Raw genomic sequence first — 22,417 nt, forward strand, 5'->3', positions numbered from 1 at the left:
TTGTACAACGGGTAATGCGGGGACAGACGTCAAAGTCTAATGATGGTGACGTAAAGTCGCGTCATCAGAGCATGCCCGTAACAACGGTCCGGTCCGGCCGTAAGATGTCCGAGTGAGTCTCTACCGTGACGAAGGCGTAGTTCTACGCACACAGAAGCTCGGTGAGGCCGACCGCATCGTCACCATCCTGGCCAAGCGCACCGGCAAGATCCGGGCCGTGGCGAAGGGCGTGCGCCGCACGACGTCCCGCTTCGGGGCCAGGCTGGAGCCGTTCACGCACGTCGACCTGCAGCTGCACACCGGGCGCACGCTCGACGTCGTCACGCAGGCGGAGACCATCAGGCCCTACGGCGAGGTGCTGGCCGCCGACTACCCCCGCTACACCGCGGGCAGCGCGATGCTGGAGACCGCCGACCGGCTGACGCACGGGGAGAAGGAGCCCGCGCTGCGGCAGTTCCTGCTGCTGGTGGGCGGGCTGCGCACGCTCGCCGACCGCGGCCACGAGGCCAGGCTGGTGCTGGACGCCTACTTCCTGCGCTCCCTGGCCGTGGCCGGCTACGCCCCCGCGCTCGACGCGTGCGCCAAGTGCCGCGCACCGGCGATCAGGGCGTTCGCCATCGTGTCCGGGGGAGTGGTGTGCGGGGCGTGCCGGCCGGCCGGCGCCGCCGTGCCGGCGGGAGAGACGATCGGGCTGATGACGGCGCTGCTGCGCGGCGACTGGGCCGCCGCCGACGCCTCCGAGCCGCGCCATCGCAGCGAGTGCAGCGGGCTCGTGGCCGCCTATCTGCAGTGGCACCTCGAACACGGAATACGCTCTCTCCGACACGTCGAAAGGGAGCCCGTGTGAACGTACGACCACCGTCCCCGCATCCGTCGGGCGCGACGCCGCCGCCGATCCCGCGCGATCTGGTGCCCCGGCACGTCGCCATCATCATGGACGGCAACGGCCGCTGGGCCAAGGCCCGGGGCCTGCCCCGCACCGAGGGCCACAAGGCGGGCGAGTCCTCGCTGTTCGACGTCATCGAGGGAGCGCTCGAGCTGGGCATCCCCTATCTCAGCGCGTACGCCTTCTCCACGGAGAACTGGAAGCGCTCGCCCGACGAGGTGCGCTTCCTCATGGGGTTCAACCGTGACGTGATCAGGCGGCGGCGCGACGAGCTCAACGCCATGGGCGTGCGCGTCCGGTGGGCCGGCAGGCCCGGCCGGCTGTGGAAGAGCGTCATCTCCGAGCTGCGGACCGCCGAGGAGATGACGGTCGGCAACCGGAAGCTGACGTTGCAGTTCTGCGTCAACTACGGCGGGCAGGCCGAGATCGTCGACGCGGCGGTCAAGCTGGCCGAGGACATCGCGGCCGGCCGGGTCAAGCCGTCGAAGGTCAACGAGAAGATGTTCGCCCGCTACCTCGACGAGCCGGAGATCCCCGAGGTGGACCTGTTCGTGCGCTCGTCGGGGGAGCAGCGCTTCTCGAACTTCCTGCTGTGGCAGTCGGCCTACGCCGAGATGGTCTTCCTCGACCGGCTCTGGCCCGACTTCGACCGCAGGGACCTGTGGGAGGCGTGCGAGATCTTCGCCAAGCGCGACCGGCGGTACGGCGGGGCGCTGCCCAATCCGGTCTGACCGCCCCGGCCCCGACGGGATGATCTAGGATGGCGGACCATCCCGCGAGATCGGAGGGCGGATGGGCGGCCATGCCATCGAGGTGCGGTCCGACGTGGTGGTCAAGCGCTACCGGTCGTCCGGCCACGACGAGCCCGGGCGCGAGTGGCGGGCCCTGGGGCTGCTCGACGCGTACGCGCCGGGCCTGGCTCCCGCGCCGGTGAGCGCCGATCTGGAGGCCGACCCGCCCGTCGTGGTGATGTCCCGCCTCGGCGGGGACGCCGTGCGCGGGAAGATCGCCGGCAGGCTGGTGGACGCCCTCGCCGAGGCCGTCACCCGCGTGCAGCACGGCATCCCGCGCCGGGCGCTGGAGCAGGTCCCGCCACGGGCCGGGCACCCGGTCGAGCTGCTGGAGCAGGTACGCGGGTGGGCCGCGCCCGCCGCGCCCCTCGACGGGGATCCCACGATCGCCGAGGCCCTTCGCGCGGCCTCGGCGTGGGTGGCGCGGCCCGGCCTGGAGCGGGTGCTCGCGCGGCCGGGCACCCCGGTGTTCGGCACCGGAGACGGGAACCTGGCCAACTACCTGTGGGACGGGACGCGGGTCCGGGTCGTCGACTTCGAGTACTCCGGGCGCAGCGACCGCGCGTTCGAGCTGGCCGAGATCGGCGAGCACATCGCCGTCTGGGAGAACGACCGGCACGGGATGACCGCCGTACTGGAACGGCTGGAACTGACCGCCGAGGAGGCCGCCAGGCTGACGGAGTGCCGGCGGCTGATGGCGATGTACTGGCTGCTGCGCACCAAGGGGGAGGTCCGGTCCGAGCAGGCGGTCCGGATGCTGGCCCTGCTGTAGTGCCCCACCGGGAGGGGCGGACGTCCAGCCCTCCCGGAGAGGCGCGATGACAGGAAGATCAGACGACGTCGGCGAGGCGGTCGACCTGTCCGGGGTCGGCGCCGTGGCAGTAGAGCATCACCTCGTCCGCGCCGAGGTCCGCGTACTGGCCGATGGCCCGCCGGATCTCCTCTGGCGTGGTGAGCAGGCCCTCGACCATCCGCTCGGCCCGGCCGGTGAACGCGTAATAGGCGCCCATGGCCGTACGGGCGTCCGACACGACCTCCTCAGGGCCGAGCGCGACGTTGACCTGGGTGACGATGCGGGGCGAGCCGGAGCGTCCCGCCTCCTTCCAGCGCCGGTGGACGGTCTCGATGAGGCCGCCCGCCCAGGACGGCGGGGCGGCGGCGAGGAACCCGTCCCCCCAGCGCGCGACCCGCGCGAGCGCGGCCGGCTGGAACCCGCCGAAGAGCAGCTCGGGGCCGCCGGGACGGGCGGGGAGCGGCCCGACCGGGCCGGCGCCGTCACCGTACGGCTCGCCGGACCACAGCCGCCGCATGACGGCCAGCTGCCCGTCCAGCCGCCGGCCCCGGGTCCTGAGGTCGGTGCCGGCGGCGACGTGGTCGTCCTCGCGGCCCCCGACGCCGATCCCCAGCACCAGCCGGCCGCCGGACATCCGGTCCAGCGTCGCGGCCTGCTTGGCCAGCAGGGCGGGCTCGCGGAGCGGCGCGAGCAGCACCTCCGTCTGTACGCGTACGCGCGTGGTGGCCCCGGCCAGGACCGCCAGGGCGACCAGCGGCTCGGGGTTGTCGTAGACCAGCCGGTCGAGGAGAGCGATGGTGGTGAAGGGGCCGGCATCAGCGCGGCGGGCCCAGTCGAGCAGCGCCGCGGGGTCGCTGATGGGCAGGCCGAGACCGACGTTCATGAACGTACCTCCGTGAAGGGCATGCGGAATCGATGCCGCCCCTCCAGGACCTCCCGCGACGGGGGAGGCAGGGCTCCCGTTCTGCGGCGCACTTCAGGGGAGCTCCTGATCAGAGTGCCCCCACTCTAGGGGCGCGCCGCTCAGGCGAGCAAACCGGCGGCCCGGGGCCGCGGCACCGCGACAACCGGCCCTCAGGCGTCAGCGGAGGGGGTCGAGCTCCGCGCCCCAATCCCAGAGCGCCTGCAGGACGGGGCCGAGGCGGCGCCCGTGCGCGGTCAGCCGGTAGCGGGTGCGGGGCGGCCAGCCGCGCTGCCGGTCGCGGTCGAGGACGCCGACCCGGGTGAGGTGCGCCAGCCGATCCGCCAGCACCTTGTCCGACAGCTCGGGCAGCGCCCGGCGGAGCTCGGTGAAGGTGCGCTCGCCCCGCAGCAGCTCGCGGACCACCAGGGTCGTCCACCGGCCGCGCAGGGCGTCGAGCGCGATCTCGACCGGGCAGTCCGGGTCGGGCGCCGCGACGTTCGCGAGGGGACCGCTGGGCAGCCCCGGCACGTCCCCATCCGTTTGGTGAGTCACGAAGGCGCCTCCTACCGTTGCCGCGTCTGACTGATTTCTACCCTTTCGAAGGGATGTGCGTTGATGATGGGACAGCTCGCCGACCGTGCCGAGGACGTGCCCGCGGTGTTCGCCGACCGCTTCAACGGCGGCGACCGGGCGGCCGTGGCGGAGGTGTACGAGAGCGGGGCCGTCTTCGTGCCCGAGCCCGGTTCGCCGCTGACCGGCACCCAGGCCGAGGCCGCCAACGGAGAGTTCATGAGCCTCGGAGCGCCGATCACGGTCCGGCCGCGCCACGTCTACACCGCCGGGGACATCGCCCTGCTGATCGTGGACTGGAACATCGACGGGATGGACCATGACGGCCGTGCGGTGCACATCGAGGGCACGGCCACCGACGTGGCCCGCCGCGGCGAGGACGGGTACTGGCGGTACGTCATCGACAACCCGTTCGGCGTGGAGCGCCCGGGACCGGCGGACTGAGCGCGCGGCTTCCGCTGCCATCGGGGGCCTACAGCCGCAGGGCGCGAGCTTCCGTCGTGCGGAAGCGGGTCGTCCGCGGACGTTCAGGCGCGGCGTCTGGCGCGGTAGGCGGCCACGTGCATGCGGTTGCCGCATGTGCGGCTGTCGCAGTACACCCGGGACCGGTTGCGCGACTCGTCGACGAAGACGCGGTCGCAGTCGGGGGCCGAGCAGGTGCGCAGGCGTTCGGCCTCGCCCTCCACCAGCAGATGGGCCAGGGCCACCCCGCAGTCGGCCGCCACGTGCTCCGCCAGGGTGGCGTCGGCGGCGAAGTAGTGGACGTGCAGCGGGTGGCCGTCGTGCTCCGTCAGGCGGGGCGTGATCCGGGTCTCCGACAGCAGGCCGTTGAGGGTGCGGACCGCCGCGGCCGGGTCGGTGGAGGTGAAGACGCGGTGGAACGCCTCGCGCACGATGCGCACCTGGCCCAGGTCGCGGGCGGTCAGTTTGGTGACGCCGCTGATCTGGCGGGACTCCACGAACGCCTGCAATTCGGCCAGGCCGGCCAGGCCCTCGTCCCCGCCGGTGGACGGTGAGGTGTTGACCAGCTCGACAACGGTCGCCAAAGAATGCACCATGTCATGGCCAAACGGCATGTTGACTCCTGTACGCGCCGGGTTCTAGCGTTGTCGCACTGTATCTCCTGCATGGGCGTCCGGGGGTTTCCGTGAGTGCACATCGTCGTATCGTGCTGATCGCGATCGCCGGTGCGCTGATCATTTCCACGTCCGGTCCCCTGGTCCGGCTCTCGGAGGTATCGCCCGCGACGTCCGCCTTGTTCCGTTGTGCGTACGCCGTCCCGCCCATGCTCGTGCTGGCCTGGCTGGAGCGGCGCAGGCTGGGGCCGATGCCGCTCAGGGCGCTGGTGCCGGCCTGGGCGGCGGGCGTGGTGTTCGCGTTCGACCTGCTGTTCTGGCACCACGCGATCGACTACGTGGGCGCGGGCCTGGCCACGGTGCTGGGGAACCTGCAGGTGTTCCTGGTGGCGTTCGCGGCGTGGGCGGTGTTCAAGGAGCGGCCGGCCACGCGGCTGATGGTGGCCACGCCGGTGGTGTTCGCCGGGGTGGTGCTCATCTCCGGGGTGTTCGACAGCGCCGCGTACGGGCGCGACCCCGTGATGGGCGTGCTGGCCGGGGTCGCCACGTCGGTCTCCTACGCGGCGTTCCTGCTGCTGATGAAGGCCGGTCCCGGGCGGAGCGCCGGGCCGCTGGCGCACGCCACCGTGGTCGCGACCGTGGCCATCGCGCTGCTCAGCCCCGTCTTCGGCGGCGCCGACCTGGTGCCCGAGTGGCCGGCGCACGGGTGGCTGCTGGTGCTCGCGCTGGGGCCGCAGGTGCTGGGCTGGTCCCTGATCACGTACTCGCTGCCGCGCCAGCCCGCGGCGCTCACGGCGCTGCTGCTGCTGGTGCAGCCCATGACGACGGTGGCGCTGTCGGCGGTGGCGCTCGGCGAGCGCCCCTCGGCGCTGCAACTCGCCGGATGCGCGGTGATCGTCCTCGGTGTCCTGTACGGCTCCCGCAGCCGCGGACCGTCCCCCGGCGGGCGTCGCAGGCCCTCCCGGGAGGAGGAGGCGGAGCAGGTGCTTCCCGGCTGAACCTGGAGGCTCAGCCGACCCTGGCGGGGGAGCAGGAGGCGCAGGTGCCGAAGACCTCCACCGTGTGGGTGATCTCGGTGAAGCCGTGCTCGCTGCCCACCGCCTCGGCCCACCGCTCGACGGCGGGCCCGGCCACCTCCACCGTGCGGCCGCAGCGGCGGCAGACCAGGTGGTGGTGGTGGGTGTCGGTGGCGCACGCGCGGTAGACCGACTCGCCGTCGTCGGTGCGCAGCACGTCGACCTGGCCGCCGTCGGCCAGGGCCTGCAGGGCGCGGTAGACGGTGGTCAGGCCGATCTTCGCCCCGTGCAGGCGCATCTCGGCATAGACGTCCTGCGCGCTGCGGAAGCCCTCGCTCTGGCGGAGGGTGTCGTGCACGGCATCGCGCCTCGTCGTCATGCGACCTCCTCCACACGCATCTGTGGTCGCTCGCTCACTGTCGACTCCTGGGTACGGCCTCGCCGTACGAATCTACCGATACCGAGGGCCAGGACGAAGCCGGCGAGCGCAAGAAGCACGATCGCCGCCCCAGGAGGAACCTTGGGCGAGTAGGTGGAGGCCAGCAGGCCGCCCACCGAGGCGAGCACGCCGAACAGCATGGCCAGCCCCATCGTCGTGCGGAAGCCGCGGGTGAGCTGCTGGCTGGTGGCCACCGGGATCACCATCAGCGCGCTGACCAGCAGCAGGCCGACGACGCGCATGGCGATCACCACGGTCAGCGCGGCCGTGACCGCGATCAGCAGGCTGAGGAAGCGCACGGGCAGGCCGCTGGCCCTGGCCATCTCCTCGTCCTGGCAGAGCACGAACAGCTCCCTGCCGAAGATCAGCACCACCGCGATCACGGCGACGGCGAGCCCGGCGATGACCCAGATGTCCTCGGGGGTGACGCTGGCGATGGCGCCGAACAGGTACGAGTTCAGCTTGGCGTTGCTGCCCCCCGGCGCGACGCCCATGAGCATGACGCCGCCCGCGATGCCGCCGTAGAACAGCAGGGCCAGCGCCACGTCGCCGCTGGTGCGCCCGCGCGCCCTGACCAGCTCGATGGCGACCGCCCCGGCGAGCGAGACGATCACGGCGGTGAGCACGGGGGCGGTGCCCGTCAGGAAGCCCAGGGCCACGCCGGTCAGCGCCACGTGGCCGATGCCGTCGCCGAGCAGCGCCAGCCTGCGCTGGACGATGAACGTGCCGACGGCGGGCGCGCAGAGCCCCACCAGCAGCGCCGCGATCAGCGCGAGCTGGAAGAGCCGCTCCTGCAGCAGGTCCACGATCACAGCGATCCCTCCTGGAGGCCGGCCAGCGGGCCCACGGGCGGGGCGTCGGCGTGCGGGTGCTGGTGCTCGTGGCCGGGACGGGCGCACTCGCCCTCCGGGCGCGGCGGGCGGCCGTCGTGGGCGACGCGGCCCTCGCGGATCACCACGCCGCGCGTGATGACCGGCTCCAGCGGGCCGAGCTCGTGCGCCACCAGAACCACCGTCTTCCCGTCGAGTACCAGCCCGGACAGCGTGTCGGCGAGCAGCTGCTGCGTCTCGGCGTCCACGCCGGCCGTGGGCTCGTCCATCACGTACGTGTCCGGCTCGCCGGCCAGCGCCCGCGCGATGAGCACCCGCTGCTGCTGACCGCCGGACAGCGACTGGACGGGGTCGTTCGCGCGGTCGGCCAGCCGGACGGCCTCCAGCGCGCGGGCCACGGCGGCCCGGTCGGCCTGGCTGGTCCTGCGCAGCCGGCGCTGCCGGGCGATGCGCCCCGAGGCCACGACCTCCCGCACGGTGGCGGGCACGCCACCCCCGACCGACAGCCGCTGCGGCACGTATCCGATGCGCCACCAGTCGCGGAACCGGCCCGGCGGCGAGCCGTACACCAGCGTGGTACCGCCGGACAGCGGCGTGAGGCCGAGCAGGGCGCGGACCAGCGTCGACTTGCCCGAGCCGTTGGATCCCAGGAGGGCGACGACCTCCCCCGGGCAGACGGTCAGATCGACGCCCCGAAGGACGGGCTTGCCATCGAAGGAGACCCGGCCATCGGTCATGGCGAAGGCCGTTTCGCTCATGTCGTACACCCCAGTGCTGTTTGCAGGGTTTTGAGGTTATCGCGCATGGCCGACAGGTAGTCGCCGGAGGGCTTGCTCTCCAGCGGGTCGAGCACGGCCGTCTTCGCGCCGACCTCGTTCGCGAGCACCTCGGCCACCTTGGGGCTGACCAGGGTCTCGGTGAAGATCGTGGTCACGCCCTCGCTCTTGGCGAGCTTGGCCACCTCGGAGATGCGCGCGGGCGACGGCTCCATCTCCGGGTCGAGCGTGATGCCCACCTGCTTGAGCCCGTAGCGATCGGCCAGGTAGCCGAACGCCTCGTGGCCGGTCACCAGCGTCTTGCTGCGGCACGTGCCCAGCCCCTTGGCGAACTCCTGGTCGAGGGTGCCGAGCTCGCCCGCCGTCTTGGCGGCGCGGTCCTTGTACGCCTGCGCGTGCGCCGGGTCGGCGGTGGCCAGCCGCTCGCCCAGCGCGGTGGCGACGGTGGCCAGGCGGGACGGGTCGAGCCAGAGGTGCGGGTCGTAGGAGACCTCGTGCTCGTGAGCCTCCTCGCCGCCCTCCTCCTCGTGCTCGCCCATCGGGATGGTCTTGACGGCCGTCGCGGCGTCGAAGCTCCTGTCCTGCTCCACCGCGTCGTCCACGGCGGGCTGGACGCCCTTGATGTAGACGGCGAGCGCGGCGTCCTTGATCTCGGTCACCTGCTGGATGCCCAGCTCCAGGTCGTGCGGCTCCACGCCGGGCGCGGTCAGGCCCGTCACGTGCGCGTCGGATCCCGCCACCTGCTCGGTCAGCCATTGGAGCGGATAGAACGCGGCGACCACCGCGGGCTTGCCGTCCGCCGCGGTGGCCCCGGACGTGCCGGATCCACAGGCGGCGGTGGTGAGAAGGGCGGCTCCGGCCAGCAATCCGACAGCGTACGACCGGGAAAATCCTGACATCATGCGAGTCAGTATGCGCCAAAATGAAAATGGTTGTCAAAATCCTCGAAGCGAGAGAGCTGCCGACGCCTGGAGGAGCGGCGGGAGCGTAGCGACCAGAGCGGGGGAAGGCGGCGGCATCAAGGGCGATCGAGCGTGCCTCCGCGGAGTGGAGGCCATGAGCAGGGGGGAGCTGCCGACGCCTGGAGGAGCGGCGGGAGCGTAGCGACCAGAGCGGGGGAAGGCGGCGGCATCAAGGGCGATCGAGCCCGCCTCCGCGGAGTGGAGGCCATGAGCAGGGGGGGGAGCGGGGATGCCGGACGGCGGCTGGGGGCCAGGAGCGCCGTCCGGTGGGCCGCCATCGTCGACCCGCCGCAGGTGACGGGGCACGTCACCTGCGGCATCCCATCATCACCCCGTCGAACGCACGCCGGCTGAGCCGTAGCCGGCGCCCGGGGTGACGTCTGAGGGCCGCTCCGGCGAGGTCAGCCGCCGCTCGCCCGTGTAGACGTTCATCGAGGTGCCGCGCAGGAACCCGATGAGCGTCAGCCCTTCCTCGGCGGCCAGTTCGACCGCGAGCGACGACGGAGCCGAGACGGCGGTGAGCGCCGGGATCCCGCCCATGACGGCCTTCTGCACCAGCTCGAACGAGGCCCGCCCCGACACCATCAGGACGGTGCCGCGCAGCGGCAGCCGGCCCTCGCGCAGGGCCCAGCCGAGCAGCTTGTCCACCGCGTTGTGCCGGCCCACGTCCTCGCGCACGCACAGCGGCTCGCCGTCGGCCGTGAACAGGCCGGCCGCGTGCAGGCCCCCGGTCCTGTCGAACACCCGCTGGGCCGCACGCAGCCGGTCCGGGAGGGTGACGACGACGGACTGCGCCAGCTCGACCGGGTCGTCGCCGGCGCTCCAGCGAGCCACGGTGCGCACCGCCTCCAGCGACGCCTTGCCGCAGACACCGCAGGACGACGTGGTGTAGAAGTTGCGCGGGGCGGGCGCCTCGACGCCGGGCGCCAGCCGTACGTCGAGGACGTTGTAGGTGTTGCCGCCGTCCACCGTCGCGCCCGCGCAGTAGCGGATCGTGGCGATGTCGTCCGGCGAGCCCACGGCGCCCTCGCTGACGAGGAACCCGGCCGCCAGGTCGAAGTCGTCGCCCGGCGTGCGCATGGTGACCGTCAGCGGGGTGCCGTCGAGGCGGATCTCCAGCGGCTCCTCGGCGGCCAGCGAGTCGACCCGGCTGACGCGGGCCGCGTCCTTGACCCGCAGGATGCGCTTCTTGACGGCGACCCTAGACATAGCCGAACCCGAAGCGCCCCTTGACGCACAGGTTGCCCTTCGTCACGGGGTTGTCGTGCGGCGAGGTCACCTTGACGATCTTGTTGTCCTGCACGTGCAGGGTCAGGTTGCAGCCGACCCCGCAGTAGCTGCAGATCGTCGTGGTCTCCGTCTGGCGGGACTCGTCCCAGGTGCCCTCGGCCCGCATGTCGAACTCGGTCTTGAACGACAGCGCGCCCGTCGGGCACACCTCGACGCAGTTGCCGCAGTAGACGCAGGCCGAGTCGGTGAGCGGGGCGTCGAACTCCGTGGAGATCGTCGCGTCGAAGCCGCGGCCCGCGACGCCGATGGCGAAGGTGTTCTGCCACTGGTCGCCGCAGGCGTCCACGCACTTGTAGCACAGGATGCACTTGCTGTAGTCGCGGACGTAGAGGTCGTTGTCGACCTTGGCGGGCTGCTCCACCGTGGCCGCGTCGTCGCCGAACCTGGCCGGGTCGGCGCCGTACTCCTCCACCCACTCGGCGGCGCGCGGCGTGGTCGACATGTCGACGGAGGAGCCGAGCAGCTCCAGCACCACCTTGCGGCTCTGCCTGGCCCGCTCGGTGTCGGTGCCGACCTTCATGCCCGCCTCGGCCTTCCTGGAGCAGGCGGGCGCCAGCGTCCTGGCGCCCTCCACCTCCACGACGCAGACCCGGCAGGCGTTCTTCGGGGTCAGCGTGTCGCCGTAGCAGAGGGTCGGGATGTCCTTCCCGGCCGCCTGGCAGGCGTCGAGGATCGTCGAGCCCTCCGGCACGCGCACGTCCTCGCCGTCGATCTGGACGTCGATGAGCCGCCGGGGCGGCTGCAGCGGAATCACTTGAACACTCCCAGACGATCGATGGCGGATTCGACGGCGTTCCAGGCGGTCTGTCCCAGGCCGCAGATGGAGGCGTCGCGCATGGTCTGCCCGACCTCGCGCAGCAGCACGAGATCGTCCTGGTCGACCCGGCTCGAGAGCCGGTGCAGCGCCTCCTCCTGGCGTACGGTACCCACCCGGCAGGGCACGCACTGCCCGCAGGACTCGTCGCGGAAGAACTCCGCGATGCGCAGCAGCAGGCGTTTCATGTCCACGGTGTCGTCGATGACGAGCACCACGCCGGAGCCGAGGGTGGCCCCCGCGTTCCTGGTGCCCTCGAAGGTGAGCGGGATGTCGAGGTCGGTGACGAACGCGCCGGCCGCGCCGCCCAGCAGCACCGCCCTGGTCGTGCCGGTGGTGCCGGCCAGCTCCACCAGCTCGCGCAGGGTGGCGCCGAACGTCAGCTCGTACACGCCGGGCCGCTCGACCGCGCCCGAGACGCAGAAGAGCTTGGGCTCTGCCGCCGCGTACGCCTGGGCGCCGCGCTCCAGGATCGGCAGCACGTTGACCAGCGTCTCGACGTTGTTGACCACGGTCGGCTTGCCGAACAGCCCTTTCTCCACGGGGAAGGGCGGCTTGCTGCGCGGCTCGCCGCGCTGCCCCTCGATGGAGTTGAAGATCGCGGTCTCCTCGCCGCAGATGTAGGCGCCCGCGCCCCGGCGCAGCTCGATGTCGAACGAGAGACCCTTGCCGAGGATGTTCTCGCCGAGGAGGCCGCGCGAGCGGGCGGTCGCGATGGCGTGCTGGAGGCGCGCGGTGGCGCGGGGGTACTCGCCCCTGATGTAGAGGTAGCCCTTGGCGCAGCCGGTGGCGTAGGCGGCGATCGTCATCGCCTCCACCAGCGCGTACGGGTCGCCCTCCATGATGACCCGGTCCTTGAACGTGCCCGGCTCGCTCTCGTCGGCGTTGCAGACCAGGTAGTGGGGGTGGTCGGGCTGGCGCGCGGTGGCGTCCCACTTGCGGCCGGTCGGGAAGGCGGCGCCGCCCCGGCCGACCAGCCCGGACTCCAGCACCTCCCTGATCACCCCGGCCGGACCCAGCTCGAACGCCCGCCGGAGCGCGGTGTAGCCGCCGTTCGCGCGGTAGTCGTCCAGACTGCCCGGATCGGTCGTGCCGACCCGCCTGAGCAGCAGCAGCCCGTCCTTCCCGGCCTGCGGCACGGCGTCCTTGACCGGCGCGTCGCCCGCGACGTCCAGGTTGGGGGTGTGGCCGTTGGGGCTGGGGGCGGCGGCGATCGTCTCGGCGTCGGCCGGGGCGTACACCCTGGCCGTGGGCGGCGTGCCCGCCTCCAGGGCGAGCGCGGCGGGGGCCCGCTCGCACAGGCCCAGGCACGGGCTCTCGTGCCAGGACGTGCCCTGCGGGCCGAGCGCCTCCTCCACCCGCCTGCGTACGGCCTCGCCGCCCTTGGCCTGGCAGGCCAGGTCGGTGCAGACGTGCAGCACGCGCTTGGGCCGCGGCTCCATGGAGAACAGCGAGTAGAACGTGGCCACGCCGTACGCCTCGGCGGGCGGCACGGTGAGGCGGCGGCAGATGTATTCGAGCGCGCCCTCGCTGATCCAGCCCACCCGGTCGTTGACCGCGTGCAGCGCGGGTAGCAGCAGGTCGCGCTGCGACTCGGAGCGGGCGGCGATCCGCAGGTCGGTCTCGGTGCGGGTGCCGCCCTCCCAGGCGGTGGCCGGCGGCCCGAGCAGGGCGTCGACGGCCGCGCGCTCTTCCTCGGACGGCTCAGCGCCGCGGAACCTCAGATCCATCAGATCACCCGGCCTTCACGAGCTTCTCGACACGTACGGCTGCCGCCTTGAACTCGGCCGTGCCCGCGATGGGGTCGGTGGCCTCGATGGTCAGGGCGTTGGTGTCCACCTCGTCGGGGAAGTGGAAGGTCATGAACACCAGCCCCGGCCGCAGGGCGGGGTCGATGAACACGGGCGCGGTCACGGACCCGCGCCGCGAGCTGATCCGCACCTCCTCGCCGGCGACGAGGCCGAGGCGCTCGGCGTCCTCGGGGCTCATCTCCACCGTCTCGCCGCGCCGCAGGGGGGAGGCGAAGCCGGAGGACTGCACGCCCGTGTTGTACGAGTCGAGCCGCCGCCCGGTGGTCAGGCGCAGCGGGTATTCCTCGTCCAGCAGGTCCACCGGCGGCGAGTGGCGCAGCACCGCGAACGGCGCCGGCGTGCCCCTCTTGACCGGGTCGGTCTCCCACAGCCTGTGGTGCAGGTAGGGGGGCTCGACGGAGTCCTCGGACGGGCAGGGCCACTGGATGCCCTGCAGGTCGGCGAGCCGCTGGTAGGTCATGCCGGCGTGCTGCGGCGACAGGGCGCGCAGCTCGTCCCAGACCTCCTCGGCGCCGTCGTAGTGCCAGTCGTGGCCGAGCCGGCGGGCGATCTCGCACATGATCCAGATGTCGTCGCGTGCCTCGCCCGGTGGCTCCAGGGCCTTGCGCACCCGCTGGACGCGGCGCTCGCTGTTGGTGAACGTGCCGTCCGCCTCGCACCAGGCCGCGCTGGCGGGCAGCACGACGTCGGCCATCTGGGCGGTCTTGGTGAGGAAGATGTCCTGCACGACCAGGTGATCGAGCATGGACAGGCGCTTGATGCAGGACAGCGAGTCGGCCTCCGACTGCACGGGATTCTCACCGATGAGGTAGCAGGTTGTCACCTTGCCTTCGCCCATCGCCTCCAGCATCTCGGTGAGGTTGTAGCCGTAGCGGGGCTGGAGCGGCTTGCCCCAGGCGGTCTCGAACCGGGTCCTGATCTCGGGGTCGAGGAGGTCCTGGAAGCCCGGCAGGCGGTTGGGGATGGCGCCCATGTCGCCGCCGCCCTGCACGTTGTTCTGGCCGCGCAGCGGCGACAGGCCGGAGCCGTAGCGGCCGACGTGGCCGGTGAGCAGGGCCAGGTTGATCAGGGCCCGTACGTTGTCCGTCGCGTTGTGGTGCTCGGTGATGCCGAGGGTCCAGCACAGCTGGGCGCGGTCGGCGCGGGCGTAGGCGTGGGCCAGCTCGCGGATGGCGTCCGCGGGCACGCCGGTGACCTGCTCGGCGGCCGTCAGCGTCCACGGCTCGACGGACTCCTTGAACTCCTCGAACCCGACGGTGGCCCGCTCGATGAAGGCCTCGTTGTGCAGCCCCGCGTGGATGATCTCCCTGGCCACCGCGTGGGCGAGCGGGATGTCCGTGCCCACGTTGAGCCCGAGCCACAGGTGCGCCCACTGGGCGGTGCCGGTGCGCCGCGGGTCCACGGCGAACATCCGGGCGCCGTTGTGGATGGCCTTCAGCACGTGCTGGAAGAAGATGGGATGGGCGTTGCGGGCCGCCGAACCCCACATCACGATCACATCGGTATCCTCCACCTCCTGGTAGGAGGAGGTGCCGCCACCACTGCCGAACACGGCCGACAATCCGGCCACGCTCGGCGCGTGACAGGTGCGGTTGCAGGAGTCCACATTGTTGGTGCCCACCACCACCCGGGTGAACTTCTGTCCGACGTAGTTCATCTCATTGGTGGAGCGGGCACACGCCAGCATGCAGAAGCTGTCGGGGCCGTTCTTGGCGATATTGCGGCGGAAGCCCTCCGCCGCCCGCTCGAGCGCCTCGTCCCAGGTCGCTCTGCGTAGCACGCCGTTCTCGCGCACCAGTGGATGGGTCAGGCGGTCATAGCTCATGATCCCTCCATTCTGTATACAGGCTACGGTATTCGTGTCTAGCCTGCCCGGACAAGGTTCGCGTTGAGGAGGTCGCTGACCGCGTGGATCGCGCGCAGCGTCGGCACCTCGGCGCCGGTCAGGTCGGCCAGCTCGACCACCGCCGCGAGCAGCACGTCGAGCTCCAGCGGCTTGCCCTTCTCCAGGTCCTGGAGCGTGGAGGTCTTGTGCTCGCCCGCCTTCTCGGCGCCCCGCAGGCGGCGCTCGATCGAGATGCCGGGGTCGCAGCCGACCCGCCTGGCCACCTCGACGGTCTCGCGCATCATGGCCACGACCAGCTCCCTGGCGCCGTCGTGGCGGCAGATGCCGGCCATGGTCGCCCTGGCCAGCGCGCTGATCGGGTTGAAGGCGATGTTTCCCATGAGTTTGATCCAGACGTCGCGCCGCAGGTCGCGCTCCACCGGACACTTCAGCCCGCCCGCGACAGCGGCCTCGCTGAAGGCGGTGCACCGCATACTCATCTTGCCGTCCGGCTCGCCGATGGAGAAGCGGGTGCCTTCGAGGTGACGGATGACGCCTGGTTCTTCGATCTCGGTGGCGGCGTACACGACGCAGCCGATGGCACGGTGAAGGGGCAGCGCGGCCGTGACCGCGCCGCCCGGGTCGACGCTCTCGATGCGGTAGCCCTCGTGGGGGCCCTTGAGCCCGTGGAAGTACCACCACGGGATGCCGTTCTGCGCGGCGATGATGCTCGTGGTCTCGTGCAGCAACGGCTTGATCATGGGGCCCGCGGAGGCGTAGCTGTTCGCCTTGAGGCCCAGGAAGACGTGGTCCACCGGCCCGACCTCGGTGGGGTCGTCGGTGGCATGGGGATGGGCGGTGAAGTCGCCCCTGGGGGTGAGCACCCGCACACCGGCGTGGCGTATCGCCCGCAGGTGCTCGCCTCTGGCGATGAGGTGCACCTCGACTCCCGCCCTGTGGAGGGCGGCCCCCACGTATGCGCCGATGGCGCCGGCGCCAAGAACAGCGACTTTCATGCTGCGCTCCGTTCTCGCGTCGGATTGTAGGTGCGGAATCCGCTACCTGCGACAACCCGCTGAGCGCGGGGTATCGTGCATTCGGTATACAGTATGGAAAAACGCGGGTCAAGGAGTGGGCCTATGACCGTTTTGCGGCATGAACCAGTGGTGGAATCGATGTCATGGGCCTCGGCGCGGTCCCTGGCGGCGAGCTCGGCGCGGCCTCTGAGGGCCGCGCCGGTGCCGCTCGCGGAGGCGCTCGGATGTCGGCTGGCCGAGCCGCTGACGGCGCTGGTGGCGGTGCCCGGGGTGGACGTCTCGGCGATGGACGGCTACGCGGTGGCCGGGGCCGGTCCCTGGCGGGTGGCGGGGCGCGTCCTGGCCGGCGGCGCCTGCCACGGGCCGGCCCTGGAGCCCGGCGAGGCGGTCGAGATCGCCACGGGCGCGCCGGTGCCGGCGGGGACGTCGGCGGTCCTGCCGTACGAGCAGGCGGCCGCCCACCCGGTGTGGGCGGACCCGGTGCGGGTGGACGGTCCGGAAGCGATGCGGGCGGGCGCGCTGTGGGTGGACGGCCCGGCGGAGGCCGGGCGGCACATCCGGCGGCGCGGTGAGGACATCGCCGAGGGCGCGGTCGTGCTCGGGGCGGGCGCGGTGGTGACCCCGGTGGCGCTCGGGCTGGCCGCCGCGCTGGGCCACGACGAGCTGCTGGTACGGCCCCGTCCGCGCGTCGCGGTGCTGGTCACCGGCGACGAGGTGGTGCACGAGGGGATCCCGGCGCCCGGCCGGGTCCGCGACGCCATCGGCCCGTTCCTGCCCGGCCTCGTGGAGTGGGCCGGCGGCCGGATGGCCGGCACGGACCGGCTCCCGGACGGCCCGGGCGCGCTCCGCGCCGCCCTGGCCGCCACAGCGGTGGTCGACGTGGTCGTCGTGTGCGGCGCGTCGTCCAAGGGGCCGGCCGACCACCTGCGGGCCGTGCTCGGCGACCTGGGCGCCGACGTGCTCGTCGACGGCGTCGCCGTACGCCCCGGGCACCCGCAGCTCCTGGCCCGGCTGCCCGGCGGCCCGCTCGTCGTGGGCCTGCCGGGCAACCCGTTCGCGGCGCTGGCCGCCTCGCTCACCCTGCTCGCGCCCATCCTGCGCGAGCTGGCCGGGACGGCCGCGCGCAAGGAGATGTCCGCACTGGCGGGCCCGGTGCGGACGCACCCGAGGAACACCCGGCTGGTGCCGGTGCGGAGATCGAGCCGGGGAGCGGTTCCCGTGGGGCACGACCGGCCGGGTTCGCTGTGGGGAGCGGCGCTGGCCGAAGCCCTGGCAGTGGTGCCTGCGGGGTGGTCCGGAGAACAGGTCGAGCTGATCGAGTTGCCCCCTGGGGGCTAGACAGGCCGAACGCGAGGGAGTAACCATTGCGGTCATACGGTATGCAGTATGCGGAAGACAGCGAGCTCCGAGAGCTTGGAAGGACGGCATGATGTCGGAAACGATCTCTGGCGGTCATCTCGTAGCCAAGGCACTGAAGGCCGAGGGCGTGGAAGTGATCTACACGCTCTGCGGCGGCCACATCATCGATATCTACGACGGCTGTGTCGATGAGGGCATCGAGGTCATCGACGTACGCCACGAGCAGGTGGCCGCGCACGCGGCCGACGGTTACGCCCGCATCACCGGCAAGCCCGGCTGCGCGGTGGTCACCGCGGGACCGGGCACGACCGACGCGGTGACCGGCGTGGCCAACGCCTTCCGCGCGGAGAGCCCGATGTTGCTCATCGGCGGCCAGGGAGCGCTGAGCCAGCACAAGATGGGCTCCCTGCAGGACCTGCCGCACGTGGACATGATGACCCCGATCACCAAGTTCGCGGCCACAGTGCCCAGCACGGAGCGGGTGGCCGACATCGTGTCGATGGCCTTCCGCGAGTGCTACCACGGCGCGCCGGGGCCGTCGTTCCTGGAGATCCCGCGCGACGTGCTCGACGCGAAGGTGCCGCTGGAGAAGGCGCGCATCCCCGAGCCGGGCCGCTACCGCGCCTCCACCCGCCAGATGGGCGACCCCGAGGCGATCGAGCGGCTGGCGGACCTGCTGGCGCACGCGGAGAAGCCGTGCATCCTGCTCGGGAACCAGGTGTGGACCTGCCGGGCCACCGACGCCGCGATCGACTTCGTCCGCGGCCTCAACGTGCCCGCGTACATGAACGGCTCGGGCCGCGGCACGCTCCCGCCCGGCGACCCGCACCACTTCCAGCTCAGCCGCAGGTACGCCTTCACCAACGCCGACCTGATCATCATCGTCGGCACCCCGTTCGACTTCCGGATGGGCTACGGCAAGCGCCTGTCGCCGACCGCCACCGTCGTCCAGATCGACCTCGACTACCGCACCGTCGGCAAGAACCGCGACATCGACCTCGGCATCGTGGGCGACGCCGGCCTCGTGCTCGCGGCGGCCCTCCAGGCCGCCAGCGGCCGGATCGAGAACGCCACCACCAAGCGCAAGGCGTGGATGGACGAGCTGCGCGCGGTCGAGACGCAGGCGTACGAGAAGCGCCTGCCCCGCCAGCTCTCCGACGCCCAGCCGATCGACCCGTACCGGCTGGTCCACGAGATCAACGAGTTCCTCACCGAGGACACCATCTACATCGGCGACGGCGGCGACATCGTCACCTTCTCCGGCCAGGTGGTCCAGCCCAAGTCGCCCGGCCACTGGATGGACCCGGGACCGCTCGGCACGCTCGGCGTCGGCATGGCCTTCGCGATGGCCGCCAAGCAGGCGCGGCGCGACAAGGAGGTGCTCTGCCTCTTCGGCGACGGCGCCTTCAGCCTGACCGGCTGGGACTTCGAGACCATGGTCCGCTTCGACCTGCCGTTCATCGGCGTCGTCGGCAACAACTCGTCCATGAACCAGATCCGGTACGGCCAGGCCGCCAAGTACGGCCAGGACCGCGCCCGCGTCGGCAACACCCTCGGCGACATCCGCTACGGCGAGTTCGCCAAGCTGCTCGGCGGTTACGGCGAGGAGGTGCGCGACCCGGCCGAGATCCGCCCCGCGCTGGAGCGGGCCAGGGAGTCGGGCAAGCCCTCGCTGATCAACGTGTGGGTCGATCCAGAGGTCTACGCCCCCGGGACCATGAACCAGACGATGTACAAGTGAGGTAATTGCCGCGATGAAGGCTCTCGAAGGTGTCCGCGTCCTCGACATGACCCACGTCCAGTCGGGCCCGTCCTGCACCCAGCTGCTCGCGTGGCTGGGCGCGGACGTGGTCAAGCTGGAGGCCCCCACCGGCGACATCACCCGGCAGCAGCTCCGCGACCTGCCAGGTGTCGACAGCCTCTATTTCACGATGCTCAACTGCAACAAGCGCAGCATCACCCTCAACATGAAGAGCGAGCGCGGCAAGGAGATCTTCACCGAGCTGGTGAAGAGCGCCGACATCCTGGTGGAGAACTTCGGTCCCGGCGCGGTCGACCGCATGGGCTTCACCTGGGAGCGCCTCCAGGAGCTCAACCCGCGCCTGATCTACGCCTCGATCAAGGGCTTCGGCACCGGCCGGTACGCCAAGTTCAAGGCGTACGAGGTGATCGCCCAGGCCATGGGCGGCTCGATGAGCACCACCGGCTTCGAGGAGGGCCCGCCGCTGGCCACCGGGGCGCAGATCGGTGACTCCGGGACCGGCGTCCACACGGTGGCCGGCATCCTGGCCGCCCTCTACCAGCGCGAGCAGACCGGCCGCGGGCAGCGCGTACAGGTGGCCATGCAGCACGCCGTGCTGAACCTGTGCCGCGTCAAGCTCCGCGACCAGCAGCGGCTCACGCACGGGCCGCTGCGGGAGTACCCGAACAGGACCTTCAACGACGAGGTGCCCCGCTCGGGCAACGCCAGCGGCGGCGGCCAGCCCGGCTGGGCGGTGCGCTGCGCGCCCGGCGGCCCGAACGACTACATCTACGTCATCGTGCAGCCGGTCGGCTGGAAGCCGATCTCGTCCATCATCGGGCGGCCGGAGCTGGCCGACGACCCCGAGTGGGCGACGCCCGAGGCGCGGCTGTCGAAGCTGGACAAGATGTTCCAGCTCATCGAGGAGTGGACGATCCGCCACGACAAGTGGACGGTGCTCGACCGGCTCAACGCCGAGAACATCCCGTGCGGGCCGATCCTGTCCACCAAGGAGCTGGTGGAGGACGAGAGCCTGCGCGAGGAGGGCATCGTCGTCGCGGTCGACCACCCGGAGCGCGGCGAGTTCGTGACCGTCGGGAGCCCGCTGCAGCTGTCGGACTCGCCGGTGGACGTGCGCACCCCGCCCCTGCTCGGCGAGCACAACCAGGAGATCTACGGCGAGCTCGGCGTGAGCGCGGACGAACTTGCCCAGCTGAAGACGAACGGAGTCATCTAGTGGTCAGGGAAGTCATCGAGAAGGCGCTGGCCGAGGGGCGGACGGCCCTGACGGCTCCGGAGGGGCGCAAGCTGTGCGAGGAGTACGGCATCGCCACCCCCGGCGAGGGCCTGGCCACGTCCGCGGAGGAGGCGGCGGCCATCGCCGAGCGCATCGGCCTCCCCGTCGTGCTGAAGATCGTCTCGCCGGACATCCTGCACAAGACCGACGCCGGCGGCGTGCTGGTCGGCCTCAAGACCGCGGACGAGGTGCGCGCGGGCTACGACACGATCCTCGCCAACGCCCGTGCCTACAACCCCGAGGCCACGATCGACGGCGTCCAGGTGCAGCAGCTGGTCGGCGGCGGCCACGAGGTCATCGTCGGCGCCGTCACCGACCCCACGTTCGGCAAGGTCATCGCGTTCGGGCTGGGCGGCGTCCTGGTCGAGGTGCTGAAGGACGTGACCTTCCGTCTTGCCCCGGTTTCGGGTGAAGATGCCCTTGGGATGCTGGACGACATCAAAGCGGCCGAAGTGCTGCGTGGTGCCCGTGGCGCCGAGCCGGTCAACCGGGAGGCGCTCGCGGAGCTGATCGAGCGCGTCGGCCGGCTGGTCTCCGACTTCCCCGAGATCGTGGAGGTCGACCTCAACCCGGTCTTCGCCGACGCGAACGGCGCGGTCGCGGCCGACGTGCGCATCCTCATCGGCGACAAGCCCGCCGAGGTGAGCCGGCTGCCGCGGGAGGAGATCCTCCGGCAGATGACCCGGATCTTCAAGCCGCGCTCGGTCGCCGTGATCGGCGCCTCCGCCGAGGCCGGCAAGATCGGCAACTCTGTCATGCGCAACCTCATCAACGGCGGCTACCAGGGGCAGATCTACCCGATCAACCCCAAGGCCGACGAGATCATGGGGCTCACCGCGTACAAGAGCATCTCGGACGTGCCGGACTTCGTGGACGTGGCGGTGTTCGCGATCCCCGCCAAGTTCGTGGCGCCGGCACTGGAGGAGGTCGGCAAGAAGGGCGTGGCGGGCGCCGTCATGATCCCCTCCGGGTTCGCCGAGACCGGCAACGTCGAGGGCCAGAAGGAGATCGTCGAGATCGCCAGGCGGCACGGCGTGCGCATGCTCGGCCCCAACATCTACGGCTACTACTACACGCCGGAGAACCTCTGCGCGACCTTCTGCACGCCGTACGACGTCAAGGGCAGCGTGGCGCTGACCTCGCAGAGCGGCGGCATCGGCATGGCCATCCTGGGCTTCAGCCGGACCACCAAGATGGGCGTCTCGGCCATCGTCGGCGTCGGCAACAAGGCCGACGTGGACGAGGACGACCTGCTGACCTTCTTCGAGCAGGACGACAACACCAAGGCCGTGGCCATGCACCTTGAGGACCTCAAGGACGGGCGCGGCTTCGTGGACGCCGCCCGCAGGGTCGTCAAGCAGAAGCCGGTCATCGTGCTCAAGGCGGGCCGCACCGCGATGGGCGCCCGGGCGGCGGGCTCGCACACGGGCGCGCTGGCGGGCGACGACAAGGTGTACGACGACATCCTGCGGCAGGCCGGGGTGGTGCGCGCGCCGGGGCTGAACGACATGCTCGAATACGCCCGCGCGCTGCCGATCCTGCCCGCGCCCAAGGGCGAGAACGTCGTCATCATCACCGGGGCGGGCGGCTCGGGCGTGCTGCTCTCGGACGCCATCGTGGACGCCGGGCTGACCCTCATGGACATCCCGCCCGACCTGGACGCGGCCTTCCGCGCCTACATCCCGCCGTTCGGGGCGGCGGGCAATCCCATCGACATCACCGGCGGCGAACCTCCCTCGACTTACGAGAACACGGTCCGCCTCGGCCTGGCCGACGAGCGCATCCACGCTCTGGTGCTGGGCTACTGGCACACGATCGTGACGCCGCCGATGGTCTTCGCCGAGCTCATCGCCCGTGTCGTGGCGGAGGAGCGGGCGAAGGGCAACACCAAGCCGGTCGTGGCGTCACTCGCCGGCGACACCGAGGTCGAGGAGGCCAGCGAGTACCTATTCGAGCATGGCGTGGTCGCGTACCCGTACACGACGGAGAAGCCCGTGGCGGTACTCGGTGCGAAGTACCGCTGGGCGAGAGCAGCCGGGCTGCTGAGCTAAGAGCCGAGCCAGCAGTCCAGGCGAGGGGGCTAATCGGGGCGCACGAGGAAGTAACAACCCCCCAGGAGGTCCGTAGGTGGACACATCGAAAACACCACCGGCGACGGCCACGCCGCCGGTCGAGGACGAACGAGTATGGAAAGCGGGCC

21 protein-coding genes are annotated in these 22,417 nt (G+C 71.5%); 9 read left to right on the forward strand and 12 right to left on the reverse strand.

The window, feature by feature from the left end; genetic code table 11:
* Nucleotides 1-112: 112 nt before the first annotated feature.
* The 3 genes from recO (at nt 113) to FH608_RS10010 (ending at nt 2,449) form a co-directional block, all read left to right on the forward strand.
* On the forward strand, nt 113-847 hold the full coding sequence (gene recO, locus FH608_RS10000; RefSeq protein WP_139630144.1) for a DNA repair protein RecO: 735 nt from the start codon (nt 113-115) through the stop codon (nt 845-847).
* The gene (locus FH608_RS10005) at nt 844-1,617 is read left to right on the forward strand and encodes an isoprenyl transferase (protein ID WP_139630145.1); all 774 of its coding nucleotides are present in this window, start codon (nt 844-846) and stop codon (nt 1,615-1,617) included. The genes recO and FH608_RS10005 overlap by 4 nt, the downstream gene beginning before the upstream one ends.
* 61 nt (nt 1,618-1,678) lie before the next feature.
* Nucleotides 1,679-2,449: a phosphotransferase family protein gene (locus tag FH608_RS10010; protein WP_139630146.1), complete on the forward strand. Its 771-nt coding sequence runs from the start codon at nt 1,679-1,681 to the stop codon at nt 2,447-2,449.
* A 58-nt stretch (nt 2,450-2,507) separates the two neighbouring features.
* On the opposite strand, the gene FH608_RS10015 is transcribed toward FH608_RS10010, so the two are convergent.
* Both FH608_RS10015 and FH608_RS10020 read right to left on the reverse strand, forming a co-directional pair.
* Nucleotides 2,508-3,353, reverse strand: a complete 846-nt coding sequence (locus tag FH608_RS10015) for an LLM class flavin-dependent oxidoreductase (RefSeq protein WP_139630147.1) — start codon at nt 3,351-3,353, stop codon at nt 2,508-2,510.
* A gap of 198 nt (nt 3,354-3,551) precedes the next feature.
* A complete protein-coding gene (locus FH608_RS10020) occupies nt 3,552-3,926 on the reverse strand; it encodes a winged helix-turn-helix transcriptional regulator (RefSeq protein WP_139630148.1) in 375 nt (124 codons plus the stop codon).
* Between the two features lie 63 nt (nt 3,927-3,989).
* Between FH608_RS10020 and FH608_RS10025 the strand changes: the two genes are divergently transcribed.
* On the forward strand, nt 3,990-4,388 hold the full coding sequence (locus FH608_RS10025) for a YybH family protein (protein WP_139630149.1): 399 nt from the start codon (nt 3,990-3,992) through the stop codon (nt 4,386-4,388).
* Between the two features lie 83 nt (nt 4,389-4,471).
* On the opposite strand, the gene FH608_RS10030 is transcribed toward FH608_RS10025, so the two are convergent.
* Nucleotides 4,472-4,999: a CGNR zinc finger domain-containing protein gene (locus tag FH608_RS10030; RefSeq protein ID WP_317135555.1), complete on the reverse strand. Its 528-nt coding sequence runs from the start codon at nt 4,997-4,999 to the stop codon at nt 4,472-4,474.
* 113 nt (nt 5,000-5,112) lie between these two features.
* Here FH608_RS10030 and FH608_RS10035 point away from each other — a divergent pair, with 113 nt between their 5' ends.
* The gene (locus tag FH608_RS10035; protein ID WP_226899240.1) at nt 5,113-6,018 is read left to right on the forward strand and encodes a DMT family transporter; all 906 of its coding nucleotides are present in this window, start codon (nt 5,113-5,115) and stop codon (nt 6,016-6,018) included.
* Between the two features lie 10 nt (nt 6,019-6,028).
* Here the strand turns inward: FH608_RS10035 and FH608_RS10040 are convergent, their stop codons facing one another.
* From FH608_RS10040 to FH608_RS10080, 9 genes are all read right to left on the reverse strand, one after another.
* Nucleotides 6,029-6,415, reverse strand: coding sequence for a Fur family transcriptional regulator (locus tag FH608_RS10040; RefSeq protein WP_139630151.1), 387 nt, complete (start codon nt 6,413-6,415; stop codon nt 6,029-6,031).
* Entirely contained in the window at nt 6,412-7,284 is an 873-nt protein-coding gene (locus tag FH608_RS10045; RefSeq protein ID WP_139630420.1) for a metal ABC transporter permease, read from the reverse strand. Before FH608_RS10045 ends, FH608_RS10040 begins: the two co-directional genes overlap by 4 nt.
* Nucleotides 7,284-8,063: a metal ABC transporter ATP-binding protein gene (locus tag FH608_RS10050; RefSeq protein WP_193318328.1), complete on the reverse strand. Its 780-nt coding sequence runs from the start codon at nt 8,061-8,063 to the stop codon at nt 7,284-7,286. Before FH608_RS10050 ends, FH608_RS10045 begins: the two co-directional genes overlap by 1 nt.
* Nucleotides 8,060-8,947, reverse strand: coding sequence for a metal ABC transporter substrate-binding protein (locus FH608_RS10055; protein ID WP_226899241.1), 888 nt, complete (start codon nt 8,945-8,947; stop codon nt 8,060-8,062). The genes FH608_RS10050 and FH608_RS10055 overlap by 4 nt, the downstream gene beginning before the upstream one ends.
* A 423-nt stretch (nt 8,948-9,370) precedes the next feature.
* Nucleotides 9,371-10,252: a formate dehydrogenase accessory sulfurtransferase FdhD gene (gene fdhD, locus FH608_RS10060; RefSeq protein ID WP_139630153.1), complete on the reverse strand. Its 882-nt coding sequence runs from the start codon at nt 10,250-10,252 to the stop codon at nt 9,371-9,373.
* Nucleotides 10,245-11,084, reverse strand: a complete 840-nt coding sequence (locus FH608_RS10065) for a 2Fe-2S iron-sulfur cluster-binding protein (protein WP_226899316.1) — start codon at nt 11,082-11,084, stop codon at nt 10,245-10,247. The genes fdhD and FH608_RS10065 overlap by 8 nt, the downstream gene beginning before the upstream one ends.
* A complete protein-coding gene (locus tag FH608_RS10070) occupies nt 11,084-12,877 on the reverse strand; it encodes an NAD(P)H-dependent oxidoreductase subunit E (protein WP_139630154.1) in 1,794 nt (597 codons plus the stop codon). Before FH608_RS10070 ends, FH608_RS10065 begins: the two co-directional genes overlap by 1 nt.
* 4 nt (nt 12,878-12,881) lie before the next feature.
* Nucleotides 12,882-14,783 (reverse strand): formate dehydrogenase subunit alpha, encoded by a 1,902-nt coding sequence (fdhF, locus tag FH608_RS10075; protein WP_139630155.1) that lies wholly within the window; start codon nt 14,781-14,783, stop codon nt 12,882-12,884.
* Between the two features lie 38 nt (nt 14,784-14,821).
* Nucleotides 14,822-15,799 carry a 2-dehydropantoate 2-reductase gene (locus FH608_RS10080; RefSeq protein ID WP_139630156.1) on the reverse strand — a complete coding sequence of 326 codons (978 nt, stop codon included), beginning with the start codon at nt 15,797-15,799 and terminating at the stop codon, nt 14,822-14,824.
* A 159-nt stretch (nt 15,800-15,958) separates the two neighbouring features.
* On the opposite strand from FH608_RS10080, the gene FH608_RS10085 reads away from it, so the two are divergent.
* The 4 genes from FH608_RS10085 to FH608_RS10100 all read left to right on the forward strand — a co-directional run bounded on the left by FH608_RS10085 (nt 15,959) and on the right by FH608_RS10100 (nt 22,268).
* Entirely contained in the window at nt 15,959-17,158 is a 1,200-nt protein-coding gene (locus FH608_RS10085; protein WP_226899242.1) for a molybdopterin molybdotransferase MoeA, read from the forward strand.
* Between the two features lie 88 nt (nt 17,159-17,246).
* Nucleotides 17,247-18,920, forward strand: coding sequence for a thiamine pyrophosphate-binding protein (locus FH608_RS10090; protein WP_139630158.1), 1,674 nt, complete (start codon nt 17,247-17,249; stop codon nt 18,918-18,920).
* Nucleotides 18,921-18,933: 13 nt separating this feature from the next.
* Nucleotides 18,934-20,157 (forward strand): formyl-CoA transferase, encoded by a 1,224-nt coding sequence (frc, locus tag FH608_RS10095; RefSeq protein WP_139630159.1) that lies wholly within the window; start codon nt 18,934-18,936, stop codon nt 20,155-20,157.
* Nucleotides 20,157-22,268 carry an acetate--CoA ligase family protein gene (locus FH608_RS10100; RefSeq protein ID WP_139630160.1) on the forward strand — a complete coding sequence of 704 codons (2,112 nt, stop codon included), beginning with the start codon at nt 20,157-20,159 and terminating at the stop codon, nt 22,266-22,268. Before frc ends, FH608_RS10100 begins: the two co-directional genes overlap by 1 nt.
* The last annotated feature ends 149 nt before the right edge of the window (nt 22,269-22,417 follow it).

It is taken from the genome of Nonomuraea phyllanthi (assembly GCF_006334985.2).
In the GTDB taxonomy this organism is placed as follows: Bacteria; Actinomycetota; Actinomycetes; order Streptosporangiales; family Streptosporangiaceae; genus Nonomuraea; species Nonomuraea phyllanthi.